The 13,374-nt window shown below is 54.9% G+C and carries 10 protein-coding genes, 1 tRNA gene and 2 rRNA genes; 8 read left to right on the forward strand and 5 right to left on the reverse strand.

The annotated features are described in order from the left end of the window. The first annotated feature begins 84 nt into the window (after nucleotides 1–84). Nucleotides 85–1,332, forward strand: coding sequence for an L-methionine/branched-chain amino acid transporter (yjeH, locus tag SK58_RS21910; RefSeq protein WP_017383970.1), 1,248 nt, complete (start codon nucleotides 85–87; stop codon nucleotides 1,330–1,332). A gap of 23 nt (nucleotides 1,333–1,355) precedes the next feature. Here the strand turns inward: yjeH and SK58_RS21915 are convergent, their stop codons facing one another. Beyond that, the gene (locus SK58_RS21915; RefSeq protein ID WP_003855925.1) at nucleotides 1,356–1,820 is read right to left on the reverse strand and encodes an FxsA family protein; all 465 of its coding nucleotides are present in this window, start codon (nucleotides 1,818–1,820) and stop codon (nucleotides 1,356–1,358) included. A 335-nt stretch (nucleotides 1,821–2,155) separates the two neighbouring features. Between SK58_RS21915 and aspA the strand changes: the two genes are divergently transcribed. The 5 genes from aspA (at nucleotide 2,156) to SK58_RS21940 (ending at nucleotide 7,751) form a co-directional block, all read left to right on the forward strand. Beyond that, nucleotides 2,156–3,592 carry an aspartate ammonia-lyase gene (gene aspA, locus SK58_RS21920; protein WP_015572444.1) on the forward strand — a complete coding sequence of 479 codons (1,437 nt, stop codon included), beginning with the start codon at nucleotides 2,156–2,158 and terminating at the stop codon, nucleotides 3,590–3,592. 116 nt (nucleotides 3,593–3,708) lie between these two features. Then, nucleotides 3,709–5,010 carry an anaerobic C4-dicarboxylate transporter gene (locus SK58_RS21925; protein WP_003855921.1) on the forward strand — a complete coding sequence of 434 codons (1,302 nt, stop codon included), beginning with the start codon at nucleotides 3,709–3,711 and terminating at the stop codon, nucleotides 5,008–5,010. A 113-nt stretch (nucleotides 5,011–5,123) separates the two neighbouring features. Further along, nucleotides 5,124–5,447: a divalent cation tolerance protein CutA gene (gene cutA / locus SK58_RS21930; protein WP_003855908.1), complete on the forward strand. Its 324-nt coding sequence runs from the start codon at nucleotides 5,124–5,126 to the stop codon at nucleotides 5,445–5,447. Then, complete coding sequence (locus SK58_RS21935) at nucleotides 5,423–7,126, forward strand: protein-disulfide reductase DsbD (protein WP_023302950.1); 1,704 nt, start codon at nucleotides 5,423–5,425, stop codon at nucleotides 7,124–7,126. The genes cutA and SK58_RS21935 overlap by 25 nt, the downstream gene beginning before the upstream one ends. Before the next feature lie 49 nt (nucleotides 7,127–7,175). Continuing rightward, nucleotides 7,176–7,751 carry a transcriptional regulator gene (locus SK58_RS21940; protein ID WP_048220422.1) on the forward strand — a complete coding sequence of 192 codons (576 nt, stop codon included), beginning with the start codon at nucleotides 7,176–7,178 and terminating at the stop codon, nucleotides 7,749–7,751. On the opposite strand, the gene SK58_RS21945 is transcribed toward SK58_RS21940, so the two are convergent. Both SK58_RS21945 and SK58_RS21950 read right to left on the reverse strand, forming a co-directional pair. After that, on the reverse strand, nucleotides 7,748–8,338 hold the full coding sequence (locus tag SK58_RS21945; RefSeq protein WP_048220423.1) for a LysE family translocator: 591 nt from the start codon (nucleotides 8,336–8,338) through the stop codon (nucleotides 7,748–7,750). The genes SK58_RS21940 and SK58_RS21945 overlap by 4 nt on opposite strands. A 37-nt stretch (nucleotides 8,339–8,375) precedes the next feature. Then, complete coding sequence (locus tag SK58_RS21950) at nucleotides 8,376–9,221, reverse strand: AraC family transcriptional regulator (protein ID WP_017383974.1); 846 nt, start codon at nucleotides 9,219–9,221, stop codon at nucleotides 8,376–8,378. 169 nt (nucleotides 9,222–9,390) lie between these two features. Between SK58_RS21950 and SK58_RS21955 the strand changes: the two genes are divergently transcribed. Continuing rightward, nucleotides 9,391–9,466, forward strand: a tRNA-Phe gene (locus tag SK58_RS21955). A 113-nt stretch (nucleotides 9,467–9,579) separates the two neighbouring features. Further along, on the forward strand, nucleotides 9,580–10,197 hold the full coding sequence (locus SK58_RS21960) for a DUF2238 domain-containing protein (RefSeq protein WP_026094410.1): 618 nt from the start codon (nucleotides 9,580–9,582) through the stop codon (nucleotides 10,195–10,197). Nucleotides 10,198–10,304: 107 nt separating this feature from the next. On the opposite strand, the gene rrf is transcribed toward SK58_RS21960, so the two are convergent. Both rrf and SK58_RS21970 read right to left on the reverse strand, forming a co-directional pair. Further along, nucleotides 10,305–10,420, reverse strand: a 5S ribosomal RNA gene (gene rrf / locus SK58_RS21965). 192 nt (nucleotides 10,421–10,612) lie between these two features. Next, nucleotides 10,613–13,374 (reverse strand): 23S ribosomal RNA (locus tag SK58_RS21970); the annotation flags it as partial.

Below are 13,374 nucleotides of genomic sequence, written 5' to 3' on the forward strand. Positions count from 1 at the left end.
TTTTACCCCTTCAAGGGGTAATCGAAAAAAAATTTGCGAAAGTGTTACCATCCACTCTCTTTTGATGGTGGCGGGACGAGGTAAATGAGTGGACTCAGGCAGGAGTTGGGGCTGGCGCAGGGCATTGGCTTACTCTCAACATCTTTATTAGGCACGGGGGTATTCGCGGTTCCCGCGCTGGCGGCATTGGTTGCCGGCAATAACAGTCTTTGGGCATGGCCGGTGCTGATCGTGCTGGTGTTTCCGGTGGCGATTGTCTTTGCCATACTCGGGCGGCACTTCCCGAGCGCAGGCGGCGTAGCGCATTTTGTCGGCATGGCGTTTGGGCCGCGGATGGAGCGCGTCACCGGCTGGCTATTTTTGTCGGTGATACCCGTTGGCCTTCCGGCAGCCCTGCATATCGCAACCGGCTTCGGACAGGCGCTGTTTGGCTGGCACGATGAACAGCTGCTGCTGGCTGAACTCGGTACGCTGGCGATTGTCTGGTGGGTAGGCTCACGCGGGGCCAGCTCCAGCGCCAATCTGCAAACGCTGGTCGCCGTGTTAATTGTCGCGCTGATCGTCGCCATCTGGTTTGCGGGTGACATTACCGTGGCGGATATTCCTTTCCCCGCGATTAACGACATCGACCACGCACAGCTTTTCGCTGCACTATCCGTCATGTTCTGGTGTTTCGTCGGTCTGGAGGCGTTCGCTCATCTGGCATCCGAGTTTAAACAGCCCGAGCGTGATTTCCCCCGCGCACTGATGATTGGCCTGCTGCTGGCGGGTACCGTGTACTGGGCCTGTACCGTACTGGTGCTGCACTTCAACGCGTTCGGTGAAGAGAAAGCTGCCGCCGCGTCGCTGCCGGGCATCGTGGTGCAGCTGTTTGGCGTTAAGGCCCTGTGGGTAGCCTGCGTGATTGGCTATCTCGCCTGCTTTGCCAGCCTCAACATCTATATTCAGAGCTTCGCCCGGCTGGTGTGGTCTCAGGCACTTTATAAACCGGATAGCCCCCTCTCACGCCTGTCAAAGCGTCAGCTTCCGGTGAATGCGCTGAATACCGTACTGGGCTGCTGCGTGGTGAGTTCCCTGGCCATTTATCTCCTCGACATCAACCTTGACGCGCTGATTGTCTACGCCAACGGTATTTTCATCATGATCTACCTGCTGTGCATGCTGGCGGGCTGTCGGTTGCTGAAAGGACGCTTTAAGGCGCTGGCGGCTGTCGGGTGTGTCCTGTGCCTGATGCTGCTGGCGATGGTGGGATGGAAGAGTGTGTACGCCATCGTCATGCTGGCGGGGCTGTGGGTGTTTTTACCGAAGCGGCAAAAGCCGCAGGCCCGGTGAGCGAGCGCCACCGGGCCACAAACTCACCGGTCGTCTTTATGATCTAACCGGTCGCGCTGCTCATCCTTACGCTGATATTCCCCTTCAAAGGTATCCCCCGGGCCGGTGCTGAAACCACCGCCTGGCATACGGCTGAAACGCAGGTGCGGCAGCAGCTTCATGGTCAGATGCTTCTGCACCGGCGGCAACAGCAACAGCAGGCCGAGGAAGTCGGTGAAGAAACCAGGCAGGATCAGCAGCAGGCCAGCAATAATCAGCGACACGCTTTTGATCATCTCGGCTGCCGGGCTTTCGCCTGCGGCCATCTTCTGCTGCATTAACAGGAAATTTTTGAAACCCTGATTGCGCACCAGCGACATGCCGATGACGGAGGTGAAGATCACCAGAATCAGCGTCAGCAGGACGCCCAGCACATGGGCAACCTGGATGAAAATCGAAATCTCAATGTAAACATAAAGAAAGAAAGCAATAAATGGTATCCAGCGCACTGGCATCTCCTGTGTGGCAGGTGCCTTCAGGCCCCTGACTGAATGTGTTCGCGAAGCGCGTAGATAAGAAATGGTGACGGTTAGCCAAAATTCAATCGGTTTGCACGGATATTTTTTCTGGAAATATTAAAGCGGTGACATATTTCACAGATTAATAATTATCATGAAATCGGGTCGATAATAAGTGATCCAGCTTACGGCAATTCGCTATCATCAGCATATGATCTCGAACATCTGGCCGATTGAGGGAATAATCGTCGGTCATAAAATATTCAAAACCACATATATACTGTGTGTTTAGTACAATCCATCGGCAGCTTGAAAAGAAGGTTCACATGTTAAACAACATTCGTATCGAAGAAGATTTGTTGGGTACCAGGGAAGTTCCAGCGGATGCCTACTATGGTGTTCACACTCTGAGAGCGATTGAAAACTTCTACATCAGCAACAGCAAAATCAGCGACATCCCTGAATTTGTGCGTGGTATGGTGATGGTAAAAAAAGCCGCGGCTCTGGCGAACAAAGAGCTGCAAACCATTCCTAAAAGCGCTGCAAATGCGATTATCGCCGCGTGCGATGAGGTGCTGAACAACGGCAAATGCATGGATCAGTTCCCGGTCGACGTCTATCAGGGCGGCGCGGGCACCTCCGTCAACATGAACACCAACGAAGTGCTGGCAAACATCGGCCTGGAGCTGATGGGTCATCAGAAAGGTGAATACCAGTACCTGAACCCGAACGACCACGTTAACAAATGTCAGTCCACCAACGACGCCTACCCAACCGGCTTCCGCATCGCGGTGTATGCCTCTATCGTCAAACTGGTCGACGCGATTAATCAGCTGGGCGATGGCTTCCAGCGTAAAGCCGTTGAGTTCCAGGACATCCTGAAAATGGGCCGTACCCAGTTGCAGGACGCGGTGCCAATGACCCTCGGACAGGAATTCCACGCGTTTAACGTGCTGCTGAATGAAGAGACCAAAAACCTGCTGCGCACGTCCGAACTGCTGCTGGAAGTGAACCTGGGCGCAACCGCCATCGGTACACGCCTGAACACGCCAGATGGCTATCAGCAGCTGGCGGTACAGAAGCTGGCTGAAGTGTCCAACTTGCCGGTTGTGCCTGCGGAAGACCTGATTGAAGCTACCTCAGACTGCGGCGCCTACGTGATGGTGCACAGCGCACTGAAACGTCTGGCGGTGAAACTGTCCAAAATCTGTAACGACCTGCGCCTGCTCTCCTCCGGTCCGCGCGCTGGCCTGAATGAAATCAACCTGCCAGAGTTGCAGGCGGGTTCATCCATCATGCCAGCTAAAGTGAACCCGGTGGTGCCAGAGGTGGTGAACCAGGTTTGCTTCAAGGTTATTGGTAACGATACGACCGTCACCATGGCCTCGGAAGCCGGTCAGCTCCAGCTGAACGTGATGGAGCCGGTGATTGGCCAGGCGATGTTTGAATCTATCCATATTCTGACCAACGCCTGCTACAACCTGCTGGAAAAATGCATCAACGGCATCACCGCGAATAAAGAAGTGTGTGAAGGCTACGTCTATAACTCCATCGGCATCGTCACCTACCTCAACCCGTTCATCGGCCACCACAACGGCGATATCGTCGGGAAGATTTGTGCCGAAACCGGTAAGAGCGTGCGTGAGGTGGTTCTCGAGCGAGGATTGTTGACCGAAGCCGAACTGGACGATATCTTCTCCGCCCAGAACCTGATGCACCCGGCATATAAAGCGAAACGATATACCGATGAAAGCGAACAGTAACCGTTCAGGCTAAGCTTCCGAAAGGCACGTCACTTGTGACGTGCCTTTTTTCTTTATGGGCGTTACCAAAACACAACAATTCAATATCAACTTGTTAATGAGCAAGGCAGGTCTTTATGTTTGGAGCAGAACTCGTCATCGTCCTGTTGGCGATTTATTTGGGCGCACGACTCGGGGGTATCGGCATCGGTTTTGCTGGCGGTCTCGGAGTGCTTGTACTTACCCTGATCTTTCAGATTAAACCCGGCGCAATCCCTTTTGACGTTATCGAAATCATCATGGCGGTTATTGCTGCTATCGCGGCTATGCAGGTCGCAGGCGGTATGGACTACCTGGTGAGCCTGGCGGAGCGAATGCTGCGTCGCCATCCGAAATACATCACCTTCCTTGCCCCACTGGTGACCTGGTTTATGACCATTCTCGCCGGTACCGGCCACACCGCTTTCTCCACGCTGCCGGTAATCACCGAAGTGGCGAAAGAGCAGGGTATTCGCCCGTCTCGCCCTCTTTCTATTGCCGTGGTCGCCTCCCAGATTGCGATTACCGCCTCGCCCATTTCCGCGGCGGTGGTCTTCTTCGCGGGTATCCTTGAGCCGATGGGCGTAAGTTACCTGACGCTGCTGGCAATCTGTATTCCGGTCACGCTGATTGCGGTAATGATCACTGCCGTACTGTGTAACTTCCTTGGCGCCGAGCTGAAAGACGATCCGGTTTACCAGGAGCGTCTGGCAAAAGGTGAAGTGAGCCTGCGCGGTAGCCAGGTCTTCGAGCTGAAGCCGCATGCAAAACGCTCCGTGCTGCTGTTCCTGATTGGTATCGTCGCCGTGATGTTCTACGCCACCGCCATCAGCGATACGGTAGGTCTGATCCAGAACCCGGTTCTGCCGCGTAACGAAGCCATTGTGGTGTTTATGCTGACCATCGCGACGCTGATCAGCATCACCTGTAAAATCGACACCAGCGAAGTGCTGAACGCCAGCACCTTCAAATCCGGTATGAGCGCCTGCGTGTGCGTGCTGGGCGTGGCGTGGCTCGGCGATACCTTTGTGAAAGCGCACATCAGCGATATCCAGACCGTTGCAGGCGACCTGCTGCACAACTATCCGTGGCTGCTGGCAGTAGTGCTGTTCTTTGCCGCGACGCTGCTGTACTCCCAGGCTGCGACCACCAAAGCGCTGATGCCTGCGGCACTGATGCTGGGCGTAACGCCGCTGACGGCGATTGCCTCTTTTGCAGCGGTTTCCGCCCTGTTCGTTCTGCCCACCTACCCAACCCTGCTGGCCGCGGTTGAGATGGATGACACCGGCTCAACCCGTATTGGTAAATACGTGTTTAACCACGCGTTCCTGATCCCGGGCGTGGTGGCGATTACGCTCTGCGTGATCCTCGGCTTTATCATCGGCGGCATTGTGCTGTAAACGATTAGCCGTTGTAAAAATAGTTAAAATCGGGCCGCTCTGCGGCCCGTTTCATTAATGACCAACCGCCTTGCGTGATATAGTGAAGACTTTCGTGATGAGGAGGTCGACTTGTGAACACGCCTGATGCTGTTGTTGTACTGTGCACCGCCCCTGATGAAGCTTCTGCCCAGGATCTGGCCGCCAAAGTGTTGGCCGAAAAACTGGCTGCCTGTGTCACACTTCTTCCCGGCGCCACCTCCCTTTATTACTGGGAAGGCAAGCTGGAGCAAGAGTACGAAGTCCAGATGTTGCTCAAAACCAACCTGACAAACCAGCAGGCGCTCCTCGACTGCCTCAAGTCTCATCATCCATACCAAACCCCGGAGCTGCTGGTTCTGCCAGTGGTCCACGGCGATAACGATTATCTCTCATGGCTCAACGCTTCATTACGCTGATCCTGCTGCTGTGCAGCACGTCAGCTTTTGCCGGATTGTTTGACGCACCCGGCCGTTCGAACTTTATTCCTGCCGACCAGGCGTTCGTTTTCGACTTTCAGCAAAACCAGCACGATCTCAGTCTCACCTGGCAGGTGAAAGAGGGTTACTACCTCTATCGCAAGCAGGTCAGCATCACGCCGGCAAAGGCGAACGTCGGCGCATTGCAGATGCCCGCTGGCGAGTGGCACGAGGATGAGTTCTACGGTAAGAGTGAAATTTATCGCCAGCGCTTAAGCGTGCCCGTCACGGTGAATCAGGCGGATAAAGGCGCCACATTAACGGTCACCTATCAGGGCTGCGCCGACGCCGGATTCTGTTACCCACCTGAAACAAAGGTCGTTCCGCTTAGCGAAGTGAAAGCGGCGGCCTCCCCTCTCCCCCCAGGGGAGAGGGCCAGGGTGAGGGGTGAAGGCAAAGCCGCTTCAGACCTTCCGTTCTCAGCGCTTTGGGCGTTATTGATTGGTATCGGCATCGCCTTTACGCCCTGCGTGCTGCCCATGTACCCGCTTATCTCTGGCATCGTGCTGGGCGGTAAACAACGCCTTTCCACTACCCGCGCGCTGTTGCTGGCCTTTATCTATGTGCAGGGCATGGCGTTAACCTATACGGCGCTCGGCCTCGTGGTCGCTGCTGCCGGATTGCAGTTCCAGGCCGCCCTTCAGCACCCTTATGTGCTTATCGGTCTGTCAGCGGTGTTTATTCTGCTGGCGCTGTCGATGTTTGGCCTGTTCACCCTGCAACTGCCCTCTTCCCTGCAAACCCGTCTGACGCTAATGAGCAACCGTCAGCAGGGTGGCTCTGCGGGCGGCGTGTTCGCCATGGGTGCCATCGCCGGGCTGATTTGCTCCCCCTGCACCACTGCGCCGTTGAGCGCCATCCTGTTATATATTGCCCAGAGCGGCAACCTGTGGCTCGGCGGCGGCACGCTGTACCTCTACGCGCTCGGCATGGGCCTGCCGCTGATCCTGATGACGGTGTTTGGCAATCGTCTGCTGCCGAAGAGCGGCCCGTGGATGGAGACGGTGAAAACCGCGTTTGGTTTTGTCATTCTGGCGCTGCCGGTATTTCTGCTGGAGCGCATCATCGGTGATGTGTGGGGTACGCGTCTTTGGGCGATGCTCGGCGTGGCCTTCTTCAGCTGGGCGTTTATCGTGAGTCTGGGGGCGAAGAAACCGTGGATGCGCCTGCTACAGATCCTTCTGCTGGCGGCCGCGCTGGTGAGCGTCCGTCCACTACAGGACTGGGCGTTTGGCACCCCGGCAGGTCAAACGCAGGCTCATCTGAATTTTATACAGATTAAGAACGTGGATGACCTTAACCGCGCCCTGGCGCAGGCGAAAGGCAAACCGGTCATGCTCGATCTCTACGCAGACTGGTGCGTGGCCTGCAAAGAGTTTGAAAAATACACCTTCAGCGATCCGCAGGTACAACACGCGCTGAGCGATACCGTTCTGCTCCAGGCGAACGTTACCGCCAACAGCGCGCAGGATAAGGCTCTGCTGAAGCAACTTAATGTGCTCGGGCTGCCTACCATCCTGTTCTTCAATAAACAGGGGGAAGAACAGCCGACGCAACGTGTAACCGGGTTTATGGACGCGACGGCATTCAACGCGCATTTGCGCAATCGCCAACCGTAAACAACACTTTAGACGGGACAAACCGTTGGGAATAGCGGAGGAGATAACCGTGCAACGCGAAGACGTACTGGGACAAGCCCTGCAATTGCTTGAGATTCAAGGGATCGCCAGCACCACGCTTGAGATGGTCGCCGACCGTATCGATTACCCTCTGGATGAACTTAAGCGCTTCTGGCCGGATAAAGAGGCGCTGCTGTACGATGCCCTGCGCTATCTCAGCCAGCAGGTGGATATCTGGCGCAGGCAGCTGATGCTGAATGAAGAGCTGACCACCGAGCAAAAGCTGCTGGCGCGCTATACCGCACTGACGGAGTGTGTAACCAACAACCGTTACCCAGGCTGTCTGTTTATCGCCGCCTGCAGCTACTATCCGGATCCCGGGCACCCCATCCATCAACTGGCAGATCAGCAAAAACGTGCCGCGCACGAGTTCACACACGAGCTGCTGACCACGCTTGAAGTGGATGACCCGGCAATGGTCGCGAAGCAGATGGAGCTGGTGCTGGAAGGTTGCCTGAGCCGCATGCTGGTGAACCGTAGCCAGGCGGATGTGGATACAGCGCACCGTCTGGCGGAAGATATTTTGCGGTTTGCGCAGTGTCGTATGGGTGGTGCTCTGACCTAAGCCAGCATTCCCGTCCAGGCGGAAATAAACAAGCACAGCGCCATCGCGCGCTGAAATCGCACCATCGCCACGGTGGTGCGGAAAATCCGGTTCACCGCCTTCCCCAGCCACGCCCAGCACAACAAACAAGCCACAGAGATCGCCAGAAACCCTAGCGCCATCAGCGCAACATCCCGAAATGCATGGTCGCTTGCCGGAGCAAACAGGCTGACAACTGCCAGCGCCATCATCCACGTTTTTGGGTTTACAACCTGTAATAACGCCGCCGCCCGCGCGGTAAACCGGACATGGCGTCTGGAGGAGAGATTCGCGGCCGGGGCGCTAAACAGCTGCCAGCTCATCCAGGAAAGCCACAGCACGCCCGCCCAGCTCATTACCTGACGTATCAGCGGATACTGGCGTAACACTTCTCCTGCCCCAGCACCTGAAACCAGAACAATAGCGCTGGCGGCAATACACCCGCCCAGGATCGCAGGAAACGTATTTTTTACGCCAAAGTGCTGACTGTTAGCCAGTACCAGAATATTGGTTGGCCCCGGTGTAATCGAGGCGACAAATGCAAACAACAGGAAGGGTAATAAATTCACAGGTGACTCCTTTTTTATTAGAGCCACGAATGTGCCGTTATTTTCTGGAAACGTCTGGAAGGTTTGTGCACAACCGACGGTAGTGTGCCGGAGAAATACGGTATGCCCGCTGGAACCAGCGACCAAGATGGCTTTGATCGGCAAAACCCACTGCCGCCGCAACATCAACAGGCAGTTCCCCACACGCCAGCATCTGTCGGGCCTTTGCCAGGCGCAGCTGGATAAGCCAGGCGTGCGGTGCCAGGTGAAATTCGCGCTTAAAACAGCGGGTGAGCGTAAAGCGGTCCGTACCCGTCTCACGGGCAAGGTCTGACAGCCCCACGTTCTCGCCGATATGCGCATAGAGATAGTCGCGGGCACGATGCGCCACGGCGGAGCTTTGTAACTGCAACGGGAGTTTCTTACGCCAGTGGCAGTGGGCAGTGATCTGAGAGAGCAGGTTATCCATTGTGCTCTGTTGGACGATCTTCATTTCATCGTTATGCAACGAGGCAAATGTATCACCGATAGCGCGCACCAACTGAGGCTCTCGCGTCAGCGTTTGGGCAAAGTGGAGGGTGTAGCTCCCGGGAGTAGAGTCGTACAGCCCTTGAAGCGTACGGGTGAGCCAGTGTTCATCCAGATAAAAGGTCAGATAAGTAAAGCCCCCCTCTATCGGCGCATCACCGTCATGGATCTCCCCGGGCTCAAGTAAAAAAGCATCGCCCGGCTGGCTACGGTGGCGTTCACGGCGACAGTGGAACTGCTGGGTGCCGGAAAGGGTTATTCCGACCAGATAGCTATCATGCCAGTGGGGATCAAAGGCATGTCCTTCGAAATGCGCCTTAATTGTCTCAATACCTGTTTCTGCATGCTGACGCAGCTCAAGCCAGTCGTTTGCCATACTGCCCTCCTCTTTCCGTCAGCATTGTCACATCTTGCCTGAACTGTCTGGAAGATTTGTGCAATTCCAGGGCACAAACGGACAGATTGCCGCAAACTTAAGCAGTTGAACAGCTTTTCCCGAAATAATGTTGACGATCGCGCGCGATTGCGGTTTAATGCGCTCCGTTGCCCGGATAGCTCAGTCGGTAGAGCAGGGGATTGAAAATCCCCGTGTCCTTGGTTCGATTCCGAGTCCGGGCACCACTATTTAAAGAACCCAGCCTATGGCTGGGTTTTTGCTTTTCTGTATCTGCTACGCATTGAATTTTCCCTTCTGTCAGGTAATAGTGATTTTTTTCCCTGACAATGAAAATGATATGACCTTATCTGCTTTAAAAGTCGGGTCACTGCTCCTGCTGTTGATCCTGTTTTATACCGGCCTGTTCACGAGCGATCGCATCACCTGGCTGATGGAGGTGACGCCCGTCATTATCATCATCCCACTTCTGCTTGCCACGCATCGGCGATACCCCCTGACTCCCCTTCTCTATACCCTGGTTTTCTTCCACGCCATCATTCTGATGGTTGGTGGTATGTACACCTATGCAAAGGTTCCGGTTGGTTTTGAGGTTCAGGAGATGCTCGGGCTTAGCCGAAATCCGTATGACAAGCTCGGTCACTTCTTCCAGGGGCTGGTTCCCGCACTGGCAGCGCGAGAAATTCTGCTGCGCGGTGGGTATGTTCGTGGACATAAGATGACGGGATTTCTGGTGTGCTGTGTTGCTCTGGCCATTAGCGCCACCTATGAACTCATTGAGTGGTGGGCAGCTTTGGCAATGGGACAGGGTGCGGATGATTTTCTGGGGACGCAGGGCGATCCATGGGATACCCAGTCTGATATGTTTTGCGCGCTGCTTGGTGCGTTAACGACGGTGCTGATCCTTGGGCGTTTCCATCAGCGGCAATTGCTTCGTTTGAATGTTTGTCAGGGATAGTACGCTCTGAGTTGCCGGGTGACGGCTTCGCCTTACCCGGCCTGCCGTTTTTCAACAAACAAACGCAAAAAGGCCATCCTTCCGGATGGCCTCTTCACCTGTTTGATGCCTGGCAGTTCCCTACTCTCACATGGGGAGACCCCACACTACCATCGGCGCTACGGCGTTTCACTTCTGAGTTCGGCATGGGGTCAGGTGGGACCACCGCGCTACAGCCGCCAGGCAAATTCTTGTGCTCTGTCCTGTGTCTTTCGCACTGATACTGCGTTGGCTGCTCTCGTAAAGTCAGTCACATACCTCAGTATGCTCCTTCCTTTCCTTCGTTTGCCGCCTTGTCTCAGCGCAAAATCCTTCGGACTCTGAATCTAAGCTGAAAATCGTGTCTGTCTCTTCGCCAAAACACCTTCGGCGTTGTAAGGTTAAGCCTCACGGTTCATTAGTATCGGTTAGCTCAACGCATCGCTGCGCTTACACACCCGACCTATCAACGTCATCGTCTTTAACGTTCCTTCAGGAGACTCAAGGTCTCAGGGAGAACTCATCTCGGGGCAAGTTTCGTGCTTAGATGCTTTCAGCACTTATCTCTTCCGCATTTAGCTACCGGGCAGTGCCATTGGCATGACAACCCGAACACCAGTGATGCGTCCACTCCGGTCCTCTCGTACTAGGAGCAGCCCCCCTCAATTCTCCAGCGCCCACGGCAGATAGGGACCGAACTGTCTCACGACGTTCTAAACCCAGCTCGCGTACCACTTTAAATGGCGAACAGCCATACCCTTGGGACCTACTTCAGCCCCAGGATGTGATGAGCCGACATCGAGGTGCCAAACACCGCCGTCGATATGAACTCTTGGGCGGTATCAGCCTGTTATCCCCGGAGTACCTTTTATCCGTTGAGCGATGGCCCTTCCATTCAGAACCACCGGATCACTATGACCTGCTTTCGCACCTGCTCGCGCCGTCACGCTCGCAGTCAAGCTGGCTTATGCCATTGCACTAACCTCCTGATGTCCGACCAGGATTAGCCAACCTTCGTGCTCCTCCGTTACTCTTTGGGAGGAGACCGCCCCAGTCAAACTACCCACCAGACACTGTCCGCAACCCGGATTACGGGTCTACGTTAGAACACCAGCCATTAAAGGGTGGTATTTCAAGGTTGGCTCCACGCAGACTGGCGTCCACGCTTCAAAGCCTCCCACCTATCCTACACATCAAGGACCAGTGTTCAGTGTCAAGCTATAGTAAAGGTTCACGGGGTCTTTCCGTCTTGCCGCGGGTACACTGCATCTTCACAGCGAGTTCAATTTCACTGAGTCTCGGGTGGAGACAGCCTGGCCATCATTACGCCATTCGTGCAGGTCGGAACTTACCCGACAAGGAATTTCGCTACCTTAGGACCGTTATAGTTACGGCCGCCGTTTACCGGGGCTTCGATCAAGAGCTTCGCCTTACAGCTAACCCCATCAATTAACCTTCCGGCACCGGGCAGGCGTCACACCGTATACGTCCACTTTCGTGTTTGCACAGTGCTGTGTTTTTAATAAACAGTTGCAGCCAGCTGGTATCTTCGACTGATTTCAGCTCCGCCCGCAGGGGCTTCACCTACACATCAGCGTGCCTTCTCCCGAAGTTACGGCACCATTTTGCCTAGTTCCTTCACCCGAGTTCTCTCAAGCGCCTTGGTATTCTCTACCTGACCACCTGTGTCGGTTTGGGGTACGATTTCGTGTTACCTGATGCTTAGAGGCTTTTCCTGGAAGCAGGGCATTTATCACTTCAGCACCGTAGTGCCTCGTCATCACACCTCAGCGTTAACAAGGTACCGGATTTACCTGGAACCTCCGCCTACATGCTTAAACCGGGACAACCGTCGCCCGGCTGACATAGCCTTCTCCGTCCCCCCTTCGCAGTAACACCAAGTACAGGAATATTAACCTGTTTCCCATCGACTACGCCTTTCGGCCTCGCCTTAGGGGTCGACTCACCCTGCCCCGATTAACGTTGGACAGGAACCCTTGGTCTTCCGGCGAGCGGGCTTTTCACCCGCTTTATCGTTACTTATGTCAGCATTCGCACTTCTGATACCTCCAGCATGCCTCACAGCACACCTTCAACGGCTTACAGAACGCTCCCCTACCCAACAACACATAGTGTCGCTGCCGCAGCTTCGGTGCATGGTTTAGCCCCGTTACATCTTCCGCGCAGGCCGACTCGACCAGTGAGCTATTACGCTTTCTTTAAATGATGGCTGCTTCTAAGCCAACATCCTGGCTGTCTGTGCCTTCCCACATCGTTTCCCACTTAACCATGACTTTGGGACCTTAGCTGGCGGTCTGGGTTGTTTCCCTCTTCACGACGGACGTTAGCACCCGCCGTGTGTCTCCCGTGATAACATTCTTCGGTATTCGTAGTTTGCATCGGGTTGGTAAGCCGGGATGGCCCCCTAGCCGAAACAGTGCTCTACCCCCGAAGATGAGTTCACGAGGCGCTACCTAAATAGCTTTCGGGGAGAACCAGCTATCTCCCGGTTTGATTGGCCTTTCACCCCCAGCCACAGGTCATCCGCTAATTTTTCAACATTAGTCGGTTCGGTCCTCCAGTTAGTGTTACCCAACCTTCAACCTGCCCATGGCTAGATCACCGGGTTTCGGGTCTATACCCTGCAACTTAACGCCCAGTTAAGACTCGGTTTCCCTTCGGCTCCCCTATACGGTTAACCTTGCTACAGAATATAAGTCGCTGACCCATTATACAAAAGGTACGCAGTCACCCCATAAAGAGGCTCCCACTGCTTGTACGTACACGGTTTCAGGTTCTTTTTCACTCCCCTCGCCGGGGTTCTTTTCGCCTTTCCCTCACGGTACTGGTTCACTATCGGTCAGTCAGGAGTATTTAGCCTTGGAGGATGGTCCCCCCATATTCAGACAGGATACCACGTGTCCCGCCCTACTCTTCGAGTTCACAGCATGTGTGCTTTCGTGTACGGGACTATCACCCTGTACCGTCGGACTTTCCAGACCGTTCCACTAACACACAAGCTGATTCAGACTCCGGGCTGCTCCCCGTTCGCTCGCCGCTACTGGGGGAATCTCGGTTGATTTCTTTTCCTCGGGGTACTTAGATGTTTCAGTTCCCCCGGTTCGCCTCGTTAACCTATGTATTCAGTTAACGATAGTG

This window comes from Enterobacter sp. BIDMC93 (genome assembly GCF_001037805.1).
Lineage (GTDB): Bacteria > Pseudomonadota > Gammaproteobacteria > Enterobacterales > Enterobacteriaceae > Enterobacter > Enterobacter hormaechei_C.

Coding starts and splice junctions, on each gene's coding strand:
- yjeH (WP_017383970.1), top strand. CDS start 85: ATGAGTGGACTCAGGCAGGAGTTGGGGCTGGCGCAGGGCATTGGCTTA.
- aspA (WP_015572444.1), top strand. CDS start 2,156: ATGTTAAACAACATTCGTATCGAAGAAGATTTGTTGGGTACCAGGGAA.
- SK58_RS21925 (WP_003855921.1), top strand. CDS start 3,709: ATGTTTGGAGCAGAACTCGTCATCGTCCTGTTGGCGATTTATTTGGGC.
- SK58_RS21935 (WP_023302950.1), top strand. CDS start 5,423: ATGGCTCAACGCTTCATTACGCTGATCCTGCTGCTGTGCAGCACGTCA.
- SK58_RS21950 (WP_017383974.1), bottom strand. CDS start 9,221: ATGGCAAACGACTGGCTTGAGCTGCGTCAGCATGCAGAAACAGGTATT.
- SK58_RS21960 (WP_026094410.1), top strand. CDS start 9,580: ATGACCTTATCTGCTTTAAAAGTCGGGTCACTGCTCCTGCTGTTGATC.